The organism is Bacillus sp. FSL E2-0195 (assembly GCF_038003645.1).
Classification (GTDB): domain Bacteria; phylum Bacillota; class Bacilli; order Bacillales; family Bacillaceae_G; genus Bacillus_A; species Bacillus_A mycoides.
The window spans coordinates 304,957-320,602 of record NZ_JBBOPN010000002.1 but is presented as its reverse complement, the minus strand read 5'-3'; the positions used below and the strand labels follow the sequence as shown (position 1 = coordinate 320,602).

At 34.3% G+C, this 15,646-nt stretch carries 14 protein-coding genes and 3 pseudogenes; 6 read left to right on the top strand and 11 right to left on the bottom strand.

Translation table 11 applies throughout. From position 1 onward, the window contains the following. Positions 1-156: 156 nt before the first annotated feature. On the bottom strand, positions 157-1,431 hold the full coding sequence (locus MHH59_RS29005; RefSeq protein WP_151304105.1) for an alpha/beta hydrolase: 1,275 nt from the start codon (positions 1,429-1,431) through the stop codon (positions 157-159). Between the two features lie 247 nt (positions 1,432-1,678). Between MHH59_RS29005 and MHH59_RS29000 the strand changes: the two genes are divergently transcribed. Together MHH59_RS29000 and MHH59_RS28995 are read left to right on the top strand one after the other, a co-directional pair. Next, complete coding sequence (locus MHH59_RS29000) at positions 1,679-2,128, top strand: MarR family winged helix-turn-helix transcriptional regulator (RefSeq protein ID WP_201055213.1); 450 nt, start codon at positions 1,679-1,681, stop codon at positions 2,126-2,128. Positions 2,129-2,860: 732 nt separating this feature from the next. Further along, positions 2,861-3,099, top strand: a pseudogene (locus tag MHH59_RS28995) (SunI/YnzG family protein). Between the two features lie 275 nt (positions 3,100-3,374). Here the strand turns inward: MHH59_RS28995 and MHH59_RS28990 are convergent. Beyond that, positions 3,375-4,061 carry an ABC transporter ATP-binding protein gene (locus MHH59_RS28990; protein ID WP_002090397.1) on the bottom strand — a complete coding sequence of 229 codons (687 nt, stop codon included), beginning with the start codon at positions 4,059-4,061 and terminating at the stop codon, positions 3,375-3,377. An 11-nt stretch (positions 4,062-4,072) separates the two neighbouring features. Beyond that, on the bottom strand, positions 4,073-5,500 hold the full coding sequence (locus MHH59_RS28985; protein WP_002090396.1) for an ABC transporter permease: 1,428 nt from the start codon (positions 5,498-5,500) through the stop codon (positions 4,073-4,075). A gap of 292 nt (positions 5,501-5,792) precedes the next feature. Between MHH59_RS28985 and tnpB the strand changes: the two are divergent. Then, positions 5,793-6,901, top strand: a pseudogene (gene tnpB / locus MHH59_RS28980) (IS200/IS605 family element RNA-guided endonuclease TnpB). Between the two features lie 115 nt (positions 6,902-7,016). Here tnpB and MHH59_RS28975 read toward each other — a convergent pair. From MHH59_RS28975 to MHH59_RS28955, 5 genes are all read right to left on the bottom strand, one after another. Continuing rightward, positions 7,017-7,664 carry a lysozyme family protein gene (locus MHH59_RS28975; RefSeq protein WP_201055205.1) on the bottom strand — a complete coding sequence of 216 codons (648 nt, stop codon included), beginning with the start codon at positions 7,662-7,664 and terminating at the stop codon, positions 7,017-7,019. 420 nt (positions 7,665-8,084) lie between these two features. Further along, a complete protein-coding gene (locus tag MHH59_RS28970; RefSeq protein WP_016096730.1) occupies positions 8,085-8,441 on the bottom strand; it encodes a YxeA family protein in 357 nt (118 codons plus the stop codon). A gap of 341 nt (positions 8,442-8,782) precedes the next feature. After that, positions 8,783-9,358: a replication-relaxation family protein gene (locus tag MHH59_RS28965; protein ID WP_016096731.1), complete on the bottom strand. Its 576-nt coding sequence runs from the start codon at positions 9,356-9,358 to the stop codon at positions 8,783-8,785. 22 nt (positions 9,359-9,380) lie between these two features. Then, positions 9,381-10,547, bottom strand: a complete 1,167-nt coding sequence (locus MHH59_RS28960) for an FtsK/SpoIIIE domain-containing protein (protein ID WP_340853479.1) — start codon at positions 10,545-10,547, stop codon at positions 9,381-9,383. Positions 10,548-10,562: 15 nt separating this feature from the next. After that, positions 10,563-10,883, bottom strand: a complete 321-nt coding sequence (locus tag MHH59_RS28955; protein ID WP_002069793.1) for a hypothetical protein — start codon at positions 10,881-10,883, stop codon at positions 10,563-10,565. Positions 10,884-11,174: 291 nt separating this feature from the next. On the opposite strand from MHH59_RS28955, the gene MHH59_RS28950 reads away from it, so the two are divergent. The 3 genes from MHH59_RS28950 (at position 11,175) to MHH59_RS28940 (ending at position 13,116) form a co-directional block, all read left to right on the top strand. After that, a complete protein-coding gene (locus MHH59_RS28950) occupies positions 11,175-11,405 on the top strand; it encodes a helix-turn-helix domain-containing protein (protein WP_340853475.1) in 231 nt (76 codons plus the stop codon). 107 nt (positions 11,406-11,512) lie between these two features. Continuing rightward, positions 11,513-12,778 carry a Y-family DNA polymerase gene (locus MHH59_RS28945; protein ID WP_340853473.1) on the top strand — a complete coding sequence of 422 codons (1,266 nt, stop codon included), beginning with the start codon at positions 11,513-11,515 and terminating at the stop codon, positions 12,776-12,778. Beyond that, complete coding sequence (locus tag MHH59_RS28940) at positions 12,775-13,116, top strand: YolD-like family protein (protein WP_016096734.1); 342 nt, start codon at positions 12,775-12,777, stop codon at positions 13,114-13,116. The genes MHH59_RS28945 and MHH59_RS28940 overlap by 4 nt, the downstream gene beginning before the upstream one ends. Before the next feature lie 477 nt (positions 13,117-13,593). Here the strand turns inward: MHH59_RS28940 and MHH59_RS28935 are convergent, their stop codons facing one another. The 3 genes and pseudogenes from MHH59_RS28935 to MHH59_RS28925 form a co-directional block, all read right to left on the bottom strand. After that, positions 13,594-13,728, bottom strand: a complete 135-nt coding sequence (locus MHH59_RS28935) for a cytochrome c biogenesis protein ResB (protein WP_215586163.1) — start codon at positions 13,726-13,728, stop codon at positions 13,594-13,596. Between the two features lie 72 nt (positions 13,729-13,800). After that, on the bottom strand, positions 13,801-15,006 hold the full coding sequence (locus MHH59_RS28930) for a macrolide family glycosyltransferase (protein ID WP_340853469.1): 1,206 nt from the start codon (positions 15,004-15,006) through the stop codon (positions 13,801-13,803). A 298-nt stretch (positions 15,007-15,304) separates the two neighbouring features. Further along, positions 15,305-15,598 (bottom strand): annotated as a pseudogene (locus MHH59_RS28925) (tyrosine recombinase XerS); the annotation flags it as partial. Positions 15,599-15,646 lie beyond the last annotated feature (48 nt).

The window sequence follows — 15,646 nt, the reverse complement described above, 5'->3', positions numbered from 1 at the left end:
TGATTTCTCTTAATAATTATCTATATTTGTTTGATTAATTTTTCAAAACAGCTTTTAAAGCCGGAAAATAATTAAAACAGCAATTAAATAATAGATACACAACAAAAAAGGATCTGCTACTTACTGCAGATCCTTTTTTGAATCGGTGTACATTTGTTAACTCTTACAAGCGTTTAATGTGTTACATTTTTTACGTGCTTTAATTTCAGCCGGCTGAGCACCAAGCCAATAAGTTGGAAATGCAGTCCCCTCGGTGACACCGCCATCACGATGCATGTAATAACGTTCATCATAATCATTTTTAAAGTTCCCTTCAAGTGCAAGTTCTACCCATTCTGCACCAAAACGAAAAATTTCTGCAGCTACTCCACCAAGCGGATGGAATTCATTCTCGTAGACGCGCAGCTCCTTTGGTGCTTCTACAAGCTCATAAAGACTTAATGCTTCTTCCAAACGGGTTAGTTCATCAAATTCTCCTATACCCATGAAGACTGGACAAGTAATCTTTGGAGCCAATTTCCATAGGTTCATCTGGCTACTCAGCTCGTTTTCAAAGGCAACCTCATCAGTGTAGCCAGACATGTACATAAAGTTTGCTTTGAAACTCGGCTGTGCTCGGTTGAAGATGGTATCAAATTCGCCATATACACCTTCAAAGGTTGCTATAGCGTTTATACGATTATCACTCGCAGCAGCGCGCATCCCCCAATACCCACTCATACTGATACCAAAAAATCCAATCCGATTTGAATCAACCTCAGGTCGTTTGGATAGAAAATCGATATAACAACTAACGGCGCGTTCGTAATTAGTCAAATCAACTTTTAGACCTCCTGATACAGATTCACCTTGACCTGGTCCTTCAATTGATAGAGCTACGATACCACGAGACGTATAATAGCGTTGCGCAATCTGTATATAGTCTTCCTTAATCATATCCATACCTGGGCCTAATATTACTGCTGGTGCATTACGAATTTCACCTGAAGGTAAATGAAGTAGTGCATATATCTGTTTGCCTTCAAATTCTAATACTATACGTTGTACCGTTCCCCCTCCAAGTGACGAAATAGCTGCCACACATTCGTTACAACGCTCTCGAAACGCTAACTTTCGTGGATCATCATTAAAATATGAATATTGTGCACGTCCCCACATAACAGCAGCTCGCTGATACAAATCACGGGCAGTAACTGTAAATCCTTTTTGTTCATAATGTTTTGCTCGTTCTTGAGCTTGAGCAGCAACCGTGGCCCATGCTTTTGGTATCATTGCTCCACTCTTTACTTGAGAAAATACTTTATCAAAATCAGTGTGGTCGTGTCCTAACTGTTCCATAGTTGCCTTTGCTTCAGGGTGCAAAGCATCAAAACCACCAAGTGCAAGAGCTATATCTAAAGCCCATCCTTGAGATTGTGAACGTTGAGTCATAATAATCATCCTTTACAATATAATTAAGTACTTAATAATTAAGTACTTAATTAATATGATGAAGTATACTATCTACTTTTGTCAAGTCTATAAACTAAGTCGTTTTATTTAAGATTCAAAATAAGTAGATATACTATTGCTTGGAAAAGAACAGCAAATCTATACTTAATTTGACTCTACTCTTTTCCATATGTTATTGTTAACTCCATATAATTAAGTACTTAGTTAATAAGAAAATGGTGATATTATGACAAATTCTATAAATAAGATAAATGCAATAGACGAACTTAGTCAGGCTATATATAGTCTGACTGCAGCCGATGGACGTTTAAGAGGGCGAGCTACTCGTACATTAGGAGCAGTTTCAATGGTCCATGCTCGAACTCTTAAAGTATTAGCTGAAGAAGGCGAATTATCAGTCAAAGAATTAGCTGATCGAGCAGAAACTACCGCCGCTGGTATTACTCAATTAATCAATGGATTACAACAAGCAGGCTACGTTGAGCGTGTTCGTTCAAATAACGACCGGAGAGTTGTCAAAGTCCGGCTTACGCCTAGTGGTTTAAATTGTCATTTAGAAAGGGAGGAAAAACTAAAACATATTCTTAATGCGAACCTTTCAGATTTTGATGCAGAACAAATCGAGAAATCTTCTGAAATAATTAGGTGCCTAGTTCATGTGCTTGATCAACTATAATAGTATTCTAAAGCTTTCTTAGGTTCTTAGAACTAACTCCATCGCCATTAAGTTAAGCAATATATCACCAGCAAAATTGAAAAATGGGCTGAATACTCAAATATAACTGTAAGATTTTGAACTACTCCCACTTAACGACTTTGCGGCCTTTTTGAAGTGGGAGATTTCTGTGAACATCGGTGTATCCACCAGTTATCTTAGCAGGATCCGTCCGTAGTTCCTATGGTGGGAACTGAAGTGTCTTTTACGTTGCCTCACCACGCTTCCTACTTTAGCTTGATTTTCGCAATTTCGGCAAGCGCGGGACGATAGGACGTTAAAAATTTTACGATTGCAACGAATTTTCTGCAACCAACCTCATATCTTCAGTTTTCAAAGATCAATCTGTACAAGTATATGGTAAAAAACATTTTGGCTTACACCAACCGACATGCATCCCCCACTTAAAATTGACGTTTTACACCTTCACATTTTTAAGAAAGGAGTCTTTTTTTAGAAATCGATAAAATCGCTCCAATTCCTATTCATTTGAACTCCCCCCACTTATACGATTCTTCCCTTACAGTTTACCATTGCCCCAGTACTATCTTTCTTCCTTTTTTCGAAGGATGCTTTGTTGCTTAAAGAACCTGAAAATTGAATTTAAGAGCGCAAAAAGTTTGTTTTTTAATTAATCAATTTATATAACTAGATAATCAATTTGTAATTTAAATATGGTAAGGTTTTGGTAAAGTGCTAGGTATTGATGTAAAAACATAGAAGAAAAATTACTAATTATATTGCAATTAGCAAAGGTTTGTATTCCATTGAGTGAAATTATTGAGGTAACCGAAGATACTACGTATGCTGGTGTTGAAAAAGCAGAAGTATTCCGAATTGGAACAGCATACGGGACAACTGATCGTAGTTTAATTAAAATCATAAAGTATACTTATCTATGTTCTGTTGCACAGTGTTTAAAACTAAGCTAAACTTTTGCAACAGAACCCATTTACTTTCCCTCTTCAAAAAATCGTAACTTTATTTCAAATCCACATTTAACCCTTAAAACAAAAAGAACTTGTAGGAATCTCTACAAGTTCTTTTTAGTTTCAGGTGAATATACGGGACAAACAAACTATCTTACAGATTCATCATAGAAACTACAGGGGTAATGCTTTGACAAATATATTATATAACAAATATTAACATCCATAGATTTTAATTTTGAAAATTATGTGAATTAAGAACGAAAGTAGCTTTTTTCTTAGCTATTATTAATTTCGTTTACTACTAACTTCTTTTTACTTAAATACACTGCTCGATCCGATTTTTTTGCAACTTCTTGTGAATGCGTAACAACAATTACACATTTATTCTCTTGATGAGCAAGCTCTTGAAACAACTCAATAATCTCTTTTGCTGTTTCTCCATCAAGGTTTCCTGTTGGTTCATCCGCAATAAGTAAATCAACATTGCAAGATAGTGCCCTAGCAATTGCTACACGCTGTTGTTGCCCGCCACTTAGTTGCAAGACGTTTCGTTTCGCTTCTACTTCTGTGAGTCCTACCTTCTCTAATAATTCTAATGCTCTTGCTTTTTTATTCTGTACCTTCACACCTGTAATTTCCATTGCCGTTAGTACATTTTGAAGAGCAGTCATATAGGTAATCAAATTATAGGATTGGAAAATTACGGATACATTTTGATTACGGTATCGATCCAAGCCAATTTTTCGAATATCCTTGCCATTAAACAGTACATAACCATTTTTAGGTATATCTAGACCACAACCTAAGCTAAGAGTTGTGGTTTTACCAGATCCAGATGGCCCTAAAATCGTGTAGAAATGCCCTTTTTGAAAAGAAAAATTAACATTATCTAGTATCGTTACTTTTTTTCCGTTACTTTCATAGTAATAATCTAAGTTTTTAAATTGTAAAATCGTCTCCATGTCGAGCCTCCTTATTCATCTTTTAAAAGGATTTGTTTTGGATTTAAGCGTAGAATAGATAATGCTGGAAGAAGCGTTGCTAATATAGCAATAGCTAGTCCAATTCCCCCCATTTTCCCTACATCTTCTCCTGTTACACTTACATCAATTTTATCAATTGGATCTTCTTTTTGGTCTTGTAGCGTACCACCAGGTCCAGACATCATTACAGTACCATTTTGTGGGGTGTCTGTTTCTTCGCTTGCTGTAGCAATTTCACTCGAAAGTAAGTTATTCCCTACGAATTGAGAAACTTTAGCTCCTGTTGTTATGGATAATCCAAATGCTAAAATAGCAATACATACTACTTCTACTACGAACTGCGCCATCAGTTTCCATTTTTTCTCTCCAATGGACAATAAAATCCCCATTTCCTTACGACGTGCTTTAATCGATAACATAATGATTAATCCTAAGATAATCGCACCTGCAATAGATACCATATAGATAATCATTTGAGAAGTAGAAGCGATATTTTCGATAGGACCAATCATTTGTTTGTACAATGAATCATGTGCATCTAACTTAAAATAATTAAAATCAATATCAGATTTTTTTGCTTCTTTTTTAAATGCATCAATGTATTGTGGGTCGTTCAATAAGTACACAACTTGAATACTACTCATACCTTCATCTACTTCTAATTTTTTTAAAGTAGAGTAAGGCATATATAGTTTATTAGCTGGATTCATCATAGGAGGGGGATTTTGACCCATTGGTTGCTCATTCGTTTCGTAAATACCGATAATTTCAATTTCAAGAGTTTCCTTTTTATCCCCTGATTGAACTTTAACTTTATCTCCTACTTTCAAATTGTTTTGTTCCGCTAATCGTTTTTCCATTAAAGCTACATTCTGATCTTGCATCTGTTCTGTAATTGGTTTTCCATCAACGATTTTATTTTTTCCATTTTCAAAGCTTTCTTGTAATAAAGTCTTGCGAACTCCTTCTATCATAAGAGAAGAATTCATATCTATTTCTGTACCTGAACCTGATCCTCCCGCCGTTGCCACTCTAGCATTTCCTTTTCCTTCTCCTTCGCCTTCTGAAACTCCTACTAATTTAAATCCATCTGCAATTCCGAAATTATGGGTTATATAATTATAGTCTTTTACATGCTTGGACTTCGCTAATTGATCTGTTTCTTTTGTATTGAGCTGCGGCGGATTAGGCGCTTCTCCAGTTTCCCTTGCTTGTTTTCCTAATTTATCAAAATCAAGACCTAAAGTAACATCAGCACCCAGTTTTTTTCTTGCTGAATCAGCAGCTTTTTTTGATGCATTTTGGATTGTGAATCCTGCCAGCACTAAGTTTGTAACAATCAGAAAGACCGCCATCAAAATTAATGATGTTCCTATTCTTTTTTTCATACTGAGAATTGCGCGTTTTATAAAATTCATTTTTCCTAACCTCCTTGATAGTTGTTATTGTATATACGCTATCTGGAGTTTGTATGGAGCTATTCCATAGTTTATCTGGAGATATAAGGAGTTTATGTGTATTTATCATTTTAGCCAAGAAGACTCCTTCCTCCAGGAATGCGAAGTGAGTAGGTGGGAGATGAATTTGCTTCGGACAAGGGATGGCAGGAAGCCATCTTAATTGTTCGACATACATAAACTGTTACTTCACTACCTATCGAATATACGTTTGTTGTATAATAGACACATATCGAAATGGGGGGTGAAACGAATGATAATCAATAAAGCATATAAATTTCGTATCTATCCAAATAAAGCACAAGCGAACCTAATCAATAAAACAATTGGCTGTTCTCGTTTTGTATTCAATCATTTCCTATCTCTATGGGATAATGCATACAAAGAAACAGGAAAAGGTTTGACATATGGTAACTTCCTGCCATGAAGAAAGAGTTTGTTTGGCTAAAAGAAGTGGATAGTATTGCGATTCAGTCGTCTGTTCGCAACCTTGCGGATGCTTATACACGCTTTTTCAAAAAACAAAACAGTGCCCCGCATTTCAAATCTAAGAAAAACAACGTACAATCTTACACCACAAAACAAACAAATGAAAACATTGCCGTTGTAGGAAACAAAATGAAATTGCCAAAACTCGGTCTTGTTCGATTTGCCAAAAGTCGTGAAGTAAAGGGACGTATTTTAAATGCTACAGTTAGACGAAACCCTTCTGGCAAATACTTTGTGTCATTGTTAGTTGAAACAGAAGTGCAAGAACTTCCGAAAACAAATTCTTACATTGGAATGGATGTGGGACTAAAAGATTTCGCCATTTTGTCAGATGGAACAATCTATAAAAATCCAAAGTTTTTTCGATCGTTAGAAGAGAAGTTGGTAAAAGCACAGCGTGTTCTTTCTAGAAGAATGAATGGATCTTCTCGCTGGAATAAACAACGAGTAAAGGTAGCTAGAATTCATGAATACATGGCAAATGCCAGAAAAGATTACTTGGACAAAATCTCAACTGAAATCATCAAAAACCACGATGTTATCGGTATAGAAGATTTGCAAGTATCGAATATGTTAAAGAATCATAAGTTAGCAAAAGCGATTAGTGAGGTATCATGGTCACAGTTTCGAACCATGTTGGAATATAAAGCGAAATGGTACGGCAAACAAATCATTGTCGTATCGAAAACATTTGCTTCAAGCCAATTATGTTCTTGTTGTGGATATCAAAACAAAGACGTTAAAAATCTAAACCTACGCAAATGGGGTTGCCCTTCTTGTCATACACATCATGATAGGGATATTAACGCAAGTATCAATCTAAAGAATGAAGCGATAAGGCTTCTAACCGCAAGGACTGTGGAGCTAGCCTAATAAATTAGAGTTCGATAGAACTCTTTACTTAGGAATCCCCCTCTTCTAAACGAAGTAAAAATGGGGGTAGTTCAATGTTGATAACTGACGGTATCATAATATTTAATTCTACAGCTTATTTAGAAGAGTCATGTACATTTCGAAGACGTTCTTGAATAAGTTTTGTTTTTTCATTCACCTTTGATGCATATGTGAAATCACCATAACAATATGGATACCTAAAATTATTTTGATTTCCACCACAAGTGTACATCTCTGGATTTTGATCAACTTTCATCTTAGAAAACTTTTTAGCCGAATCTTCCGAGTGTTGTTTATCTTCTTGGCTGGCAATAAAATCAATATACCCTGGTCCCATATTATAGCTTTGAATAATTGTATCCATGCTAACATCTTTTTCCGTTCCATATTTGTACATTTGAGCAAAGTGTTTTACCCCTTGTTTAATACTCAGGCTTATCTCTTGAAGTTCATTTGGCCTTAATCCAAGTGACTCAGAAGACTGCATAGGGTCGTTGCCCTCACCTCTACTCTCTTGGTACATAATTCCTAACAAAACTGCAGTTTTCCCTCCTAAATCATATTTTTCTAATTCTTTTTTCAAGGTAGGCTCATATTGCAATAAACGTTTTTCGGTAGCAAGCACTTTATTTTTATGAATATTGGTTTTATGATTAAAATATAGTATTCCAAGCATTGTTCCTAAACCTAAAATACTAATAAAGAATAATATAATAATTCTTATTTTACTCGTATTCTTCATATATTCCTCCTCGTATAAGAAATTCTATTTTTCAAAGGTGATTGGTTATTTACAAAATATGTAATGGACATCTATCTCCCGCTCCTTTTTAGACTTAAACATTAATACTTTAAGGTTTAAAGTTTAATATAAAAATTTAAAGATAAGGTAAAGATAAGATAAAGATAAGATAAAGGGCATTTTTTATGCTTACATTAAAAAGGTATTGGTACAATCGGATATGTGGGACAACTTGTTGATATGAATGGATTTAGTGATAATTCAGAGATTATCGTACAAGTTATTAATTTTGGAGGTATCATTTTAGAAAAAGATTTACCCTATCTTTTTAATATACTTTATATGGAAAACTAAGAGATAAAATATAAGAAAAAACGGCGAACCCTCCACGTAGGAGAATCTACCATCACAAATAACTGATTATTTCACACCTAATTTTCCTTCCACTATCGTAGGAAGCTCGTCTTTCTGCACTTCTTCCCAAGCTGTTACACCTTTTTTATCTGAGTGATATACACGTAGGAATGCTTTTTTACGAAGATTCTTTTGCGCAGTAAATTCTAACTCCTTTTCTTTACCTTCCTTATCAAAACCCGATAATATATATTCATACTCCTTTCCCATCACTTCACCATCCATAGATTTTGAAACTCCCTCTTTTCCATCCATTGTAATTTGAACGTAATATTCATCTTTACCCATACGGTTGATATCACAACCAACTAATAAGCTTGCAAATATAACTAAAATACTAAAAAGTGCAATATGTCTTTTCATGTTGTTCACCTCTTTGATTTTCTATTATACTGTAATCTTATTCTGTTTTCGTTTGAAGAGAAATTCAAAAACATGACGTCCACATTACATTTTCGTAAGATAACAAAATTAACTACGTAAATACTTACAAATGAGATATTATCCCCTTAGACACTATACAATGAAATATTTGCTTAACCATTGAAAATCATTTGAAGGATTACTTTCTTCTTCATGTTCTTTACTATTTCATGACTTGTTTCAAATTAACTCCCCTCATTTACCGCCTTCTAACAATCCGCATCACACACGGCTTAATACATTATCAAAAAGAAAAAAGCTCTGCACTATGCAGGCTTTCTTTATGATTTCACCGCTAAATTATTCATAAAACTTTCTATAGAATTCGCCTGAAATATACGAAAATGGGGAGATTGAACGTCGTAATGTTTGTCAGTAATTATAAGGATTGAAGGAAAGAATTTAGAACCTTTCGGTTGCCAGGATTCATTGTGCCATTCTTGGCTATGGAAGTATAACTCGTATCTGTTTATCTTATCTTGCATTATTTTTTTACTGTACACTGATTTTTGAACTTCAATAAAGAATGGTGATCTACGCCATATAGTAAAAGCATCCGGCTCCATATATTCTTTCCCATACTTTGGTTCAACTTTGAATAGTTTAGGATTTTCATAATGAACGAGTTGTTTGTATACGTCCACAATACCAAGGAAATGAGGGGTTTTTTGACTTGTCTTTCTGATAGAACTCGGTTGCGGAAAATAAATGTATGGGTGCTGCCAAACATTCGCATCAACATAGCCATCTCTTCTTAATCGTTTCATAACCGTATTACAGCAAGTTACCGCATTCTTTAAGCCTTGAAAATGCAAGTCAATAATATCATCACGGGACATGCATCTAAATCGCTTCAAATCATTCAAAATTCCTTTATCTCTACTCTTCATCATCTAACACCCCAAATAACGGAATTTCTTCTTGCGATGAATTCTGAAGTATTTTCTCCTCTTTAGACGTGCAATATGGTTTAACAATTTGTTTCGCCTTACTTAATTCCAAATAAGGAGCTTGCACTTTCTTTAATCCATTTCGTTTTAAAATCATTTGGCCAGATTGCTCTAAGTGCTCTGAACCAGGAGTACCCATGATATTACTATTAATTGCACTATCACATTTAAAGCCGATTCTAACGGTCATATTTAGTTTTAACTTACCATCTAACACTTTCGCATCTGGCCGCTGCATACTAAGCATAAGAAAAACTCCAAGTGATCGACCGACTGCTGAAATCTTTTCAATTGTAGTCATACACTCTTTTTCATCTTTAAGCATAGCCACTTCATCGATAGCAAGTAGAATATATGGTTTTTGATGATCTGGATTTAATTTGTTGTAGGCATCAATATGATCAACCTCATATTCTTCCATAAGTTTTCTTCGTTCTCTAATTTCCTTCCACACCTTTTGAAGCATTATTTTCATTTCAATTTCTTCCATACAAACTTCTTTTACATGCTTCACTCTTCGCAAGAAATGAAATTCAGAGTTTTTTAAATCTCCAAGATACAAATGCAACGTATCAGGAGACATATATTGAATGAGTGTGGATAGTACAACACGTACCATACTACTTTTCCCGCTTCCCGTTTCCCCTGCAATTAATAAGTGCGGTGAATTGGAGTCAATCATATCGTACGCAATCATTTTTCCGAATTGGTCCCTGCCAACCACAACAGGTAAACGGTAACCTTTTAATAGTGGCTGCCACTCTTTATAACAATAATTGTACGATTTTAGCCCAGCATTTGAACGGAATACATGTAGGACAAATCTTTTCACATCACCTTCAATCGTAATATTCCGTCCTAATATTTGCTGAAAACAAAACCACTTCTTTTCAATCTTCTGTGGATCTAATCCGCTTGGTATGGTAAAAACATACCTCACGCTTTCTGCTGAAGAAGAAACATTATGTACCTTTGGATAAATAGGCACTTTTCCCCCGCGTGTTTGATGTTCCGTATATAAACCTGCTTTTCTGAACACCTCCATAAGCTGATTCCTTAACCTTTGCGTACGAAGCCACTCCTTTATAATCCCCATTACTCCCTTCCCTCCTTAAAACATGATTACGATACGAACAAATACATATCCAATCAAGCAAACTCCACCAATTCGCGTTCCGTGATAAATACCTTCACTTACAAATTTAGCTGCCGATATATAGTCATGTCGCACCAAGTATTTTTCTAACATGACTGCTCCGATTAAAATCGTTCCCATAACTCCTAATGCAATGTAAGTATGTAATACCTGATCCGACATATGAAGGAATGCGAAAGGACTTAATGAATTGTATTTACGTATTTTCTTTTCTTTATCTTTGTATGACCGATCCATAAACTCGCGAAAAGGAATTGTTTCTTTCCTAGCACGCATTTAAATGCCCCCTTTATAAACAGAATTTAGAATATAGATATTACATAGCTTCATCTACTTAATACCGTGGTAGTTTTACCTTGGTAGAAATCTTGATAAATAATGTGGTAATCATTCGCAACTTACTTTGGTAACCTCTTATTCTTCTACCTTAATAAATACCGTGGTAGCTGCTTTGATACATCATATTGTGGACAGCTTGTACATTATGTAAAAAACTTTTTCCGTCTATGCGAATAGTTTTTTACATTTATGTCCACAATGTTGAAAATGGGTTCAGGAGGGATTTAAGTGTTTTGGAAATTCGGAGGTAAAAACCGAACGAAATTAGGTAATTTTTTAGATCGGAATGGCTTCACCCAAAATGATTTAGAAAGGAACGCGAAATTAAGTCGCCCTACAGTTTCAAAGGCGTGCAATGATAAAGAATACATACCTAGTCCAACTGTAATGAAAAAAATTTTAAAAGTTATTAGGCAAATAAAGCCCAACGTTAAATCCACCGATTTTTGGGATATGTAAAAACTGGCTAACTAGAGTCAGTTTTATTTTTTTAAAAAAAACCTTTATAATAGAACGCATATTCGTATATAATAAGAACAGACGTTCTTATTTAAGGAGGCATAACGGTGTATGACTACTCAATTTTGCCAAATCGAATTGTTTTATATGTAGATCTTCGCAGCTTTTATGCAAGCGTGTCCTGTATCAAGATGGGCTTAGATCCACTGCATACTAAATTAGCTGTAGTAGGAGATGTGAACAGGAGTGGCTCCATTGTTTTGGCTGCAACACCACCATTAAAGGCATTAGGTGTTAAGAAAATGGCAAGGTTGTACGAAATACCACGGCGTAAAGACATTCTTGTAGTAAACCCAATCATGGGAACTTATATAAAATGCTCAAATTACATAACAAAATTAGCTTTACAATACGTTCCGATTGAGGATTTCCACCAATACAGCATCGATGAATTCTTTATGGATATTACAAATAGTATCCATCTGTTTGCGAATGAGCCATATGAATTTGCGTTGAAATTCAAACGTGAAATATATGAGAAAACAAGAATTGAATGCACAATTGGGATTGGGCCTAATCCTTTAATGAGTAAGATTGCTTTAGATGTGGAAGCGAAGAAGACAAAAGACTGCATCGCATATTGGAAGTACGAAGATGTACCCATAAAATTATGGCCGATACGACCACTTAGTAAGTTTTGGGGGATTTCGAGTAAAACAGAAGTAAAGTTAAATCGAAAAGGAATACATTCAATTGGAGACTTAGCGCAATACCCGCTCAAATACTTAAAACAAAGCTTTGGGGTTATTGGCGAAGAATTACACTTACATAGCAACGGCATTGATTTTAGCCGTATTGCAGAAAAATACATACCAACAACAACTTCAATGGGTAAGAGCCAAATACTCATGCGTGATTACACAATAGAAGAATTTCCAATTATCCTTCTGGAACATATCGAAGAAGTTTGTTATCGGATGAGAAGACAAAACAAACTAGCTCAAACAATCCATTTTTCCATTGGTTACAGTAAAAATTACGCTGGTGGTTTCAGAAAAACTCACACTATGAACCGACCAACTAATTTAACAATGGATATCTATCATATTTGTACATATTTTTTACATAAGTTTTATACCGGGGAACCAATTAGATCTATCAATGTTTCTTTAACCAATTTAATCAATGAAGGTGAAGAACAAATATCTCTTTTTGACAATGTAATACAACGAGAAAAAGAAATGAAATTAACGAAGGTAATGGATGAAATACGCACTAAGTTTGGTAAGAACAGCATATTAAGAGGAATTTCTTATACAAATAGTGCTACAGCAAGATACAGAAACACATTGTTAGGAGGACACAAATCATGAACAACACTAATATGCCAAAGGGACGAGGAATGGTGAAATGGACGCCGTTCGCTGCAATGACAGAACAATTTGACGGTATACGTGAGATTATTAAGGAAAAGAATAAAGTAGCACGTCCAATCTTAACTTCTGAAGAAATAGAACTTATCGAGAACATGTTATTATGCTCATTACTATCTGAAGAAGAGGTGTTGATTACATATTACGAAGATGGCTATCTGCTTACTAACTACATGACCGTGACTGATATTGATCCATTGAATTGTTCTATACTATGTACAGATGCTTTTTATAACAGGATTACTCTTAAATTTATGGATGTTGTTGATGCAAAATAAAAGCATTCAATGCAAAGTATAAATACTAAATGTGATGATTGCGCTCCCCCCTTGAAATAAATGAATTCGAAGCTAAGGATATGAAACTATATTTTAAAGATATAATAAATGAAACATAAGTCAAAAATATCTTATAACAAAAGTGACTCTTGTTTTGTTAGCTTGATAGCGATGTGGCGATACCCCATCGCCATCAACTTAAGTAATTAATTGTTCACCAAAACGCTATGATCGCTTCTTTTAGACGGAAAATTAAGAAATTTAAAGAAAGAATTGAAGAGTTGGAAGATGAAAACAAAAAATTACGCAAAACAGTAAGTACAGAACTAGTAAATTATATGAAAATTTTATAATAAAGTTATGGAAGTAAACTTTGATACATAGAACATAAAAAAGAGACAGCAATCGCTGTCTCTTACTAAACTAAAGGGTGCGTTAGTTAATTAGCAGTTTAAAATTCTTATTTATTCCCTTTTACTAATCAATTTTTTCTATACGCACGCGTTTTACAAATAATGACAACACAAGTCCAATGAGCGAAATAACTGCTATAAAGAAGTACACATACTTAGTTCCTTCAGCTGGAAAATTTATAACTATCGCTTTTGACATAAAAAATCTCTCCATTTCTATATATTTTAGTTAGAGTAGATTTCTAGTTGTCATCTTAGATTGAAATTTATATTATTTCGAAATTTGGTAATTAGAAACAAATTTCTCAATTTCTTCAATAGCTTTTTTGTATCCTCCAGCATCTCGAAGCGTCTCTCCGACTTTACGACTCTTCTCCTTAAATGTTGCATCATCCATTACTTTCTTTACAGCTTCACGTAACAACTCCGGCGTTAATTCTTTACGATCCAGTCTTATTCCAGCCCCTACCTCGGCTATTCGTTTTGCAACTAATGGTTGATCTCCTGTCACTGGAACTACAACTAACGGAACACCATAATATAATGCTTCACTTGAGCTATTCATACCGCCATGTGTAACAAATACATCAGTATGTTTCAATACTTCTAATTGCGGGACATAATTATACACTTTAAAGTTATAGGGAATATCCTTAAATTGGTTTATATTTATTTTTTTCCCAACAACTAATATAACAGTCGCATCGATACCTTTAAAAGCTTCAAAACATTTCTCATAAAACTCTGGCTGCTCATTAAAAACTGTTCCCATAGAAATGAAAACAACTTTTTTGTTCTTTAAATCTTCAATAGGAAAACTTCCTATCTCTTTACGAGTGGCAATTGATGGACCGATAAATTTATACGATTCATCAAATACATCCGAATACGGCTGATACTCTTTAGAAGTATATACAATTGTAATATCTCCAGGATGATTCATAATATCATATAGACTATTACAGTCCATTCCATATCGCTCTTTCCATTGTTCCATTCCAGCTAAACACGATTGGTATAGTGGATCATTTTCATCTATTTGTCTCGATTCTTGTTCATCATTAAATGTAATGTATTGATTAAAAGCAAAAGTCGTACAGGAAGAAACGCTTGGTAATTGTAAGATATTCGCTATAATACGTCCTACTGGAAAATGATTATCATATATCAAATAATTGTACTTTTCTCCTTCTGTTTCATCTACAATTTGAGTAACAATACGTTCTGATGCTTCTATCATATGAGATAGCATCGTTAAAGGACTACCGCCTTCATTCACTCGTTCCATAATATTGATTTGTGAAAGAAAATTCTCAAATGCTCGAAATTCCGCACCTGTTGCTTCAATCTTCTTTCTATAATCCTCAATACAATATGCAACAACTGTTTCTCCACGCTGAATTAACTCACTAACAATTGCTAATGTCGGATTAATATGACCTTCTCCGGGAAAATTTATTACGAGTACATTCGCCATTACACTCTCTCTCTTTCATTTAATATAGTTAAATTAATAATTAATTATGTTAATCAATATCTATTATAAACCAATCTATTCTATTCCTTCATATATTTCTCTTCATTTTACTATTGAGAAATATTTTCTACTGCTACTACTACTACTACTATTACTATTACGAGCACAAGATCTTAATAACACCTAATAAATTCAACCTTTACTTTTTATATCCCGTATATAAGACTTGTATATTTTAAACCATTTATATATAAATAGTTATTTTTATAATTCTAACAATAATTAAGGTACCGCCAAGTTCTCTATCGCGTTTGAAGATTCTTAACTTACCAGAAGCGTTTTCTTGCAGCATTTGCTCATATTAATTAGAAAAAAAGCGCATAAATTTAATGTCACCAATATTGCGGAAAATAACTTATGAAATTTCTTTTGCTCTCGCTGCAGCGTCAATTTTTTCTTTATGAATTTCCATTTTGGCCTTAACATTTCTATAAAAGTAACACTTTCCATTATTATCTTCAATGTTGCTTGTTAGATAGTTAAATAATAACTTTAGAGCTAAAGATGTTCGTATAACTGTCTTTATTTTATTCTAGTCATACAAAACTCCCCCTAATTATCAGATTGTGTCTAACAATTA

Excerpts from the sequence above, each read along its gene's own strand:
- MHH59_RS28985 (WP_002090396.1), bottom strand. The coding sequence starts at position 5,500 with ATGAATTTTATAAAACGCGCAATTCTCAGTATGAAAAAAAGAATAGGA.
- MHH59_RS28935 (WP_215586163.1), bottom strand. The coding sequence starts at position 13,728 with ATGTCAAAAGCGATAGTTATAAATTTTCCAGCTGAAGGAACTAAGTAT.
- MHH59_RS28970 (WP_016096730.1), bottom strand. The coding sequence starts at position 8,441 with ATGAAAAGACATATTGCACTTTTTAGTATTTTAGTTATATTTGCAAGC.
- MHH59_RS28930 (WP_340853469.1), bottom strand. The coding sequence starts at position 15,006 with ATGGCGAATGTACTCGTAATAAATTTTCCCGGAGAAGGTCATATTAAT.
- MHH59_RS28975 (WP_201055205.1), bottom strand. The coding sequence starts at position 7,664 with ATGAAGAATACGAGTAAAATAAGAATTATTATATTATTCTTTATTAGT.
- MHH59_RS28960 (WP_340853479.1), bottom strand. The coding sequence starts at position 10,547 with ATGGGGATTATAAAGGAGTGGCTTCGTACGCAAAGGTTAAGGAATCAG.
- MHH59_RS28940 (WP_016096734.1), top strand. The coding sequence starts at position 12,775 with ATGAACAACACTAATATGCCAAAGGGACGAGGAATGGTGAAATGGACG.
- MHH59_RS28955 (WP_002069793.1), bottom strand. The coding sequence starts at position 10,883 with ATGCGTGCTAGGAAAGAAACAATTCCTTTTCGCGAGTTTATGGATCGG.
- MHH59_RS29000 (WP_201055213.1), top strand. The coding sequence starts at position 1,679 with ATGACAAATTCTATAAATAAGATAAATGCAATAGACGAACTTAGTCAG.
- MHH59_RS29005 (WP_151304105.1), bottom strand. The coding sequence starts at position 1,431 with ATGACTCAACGTTCACAATCTCAAGGATGGGCTTTAGATATAGCTCTT.
- MHH59_RS28990 (WP_002090397.1), bottom strand. The coding sequence starts at position 4,061 with ATGGAGACGATTTTACAATTTAAAAACTTAGATTATTACTATGAAAGT.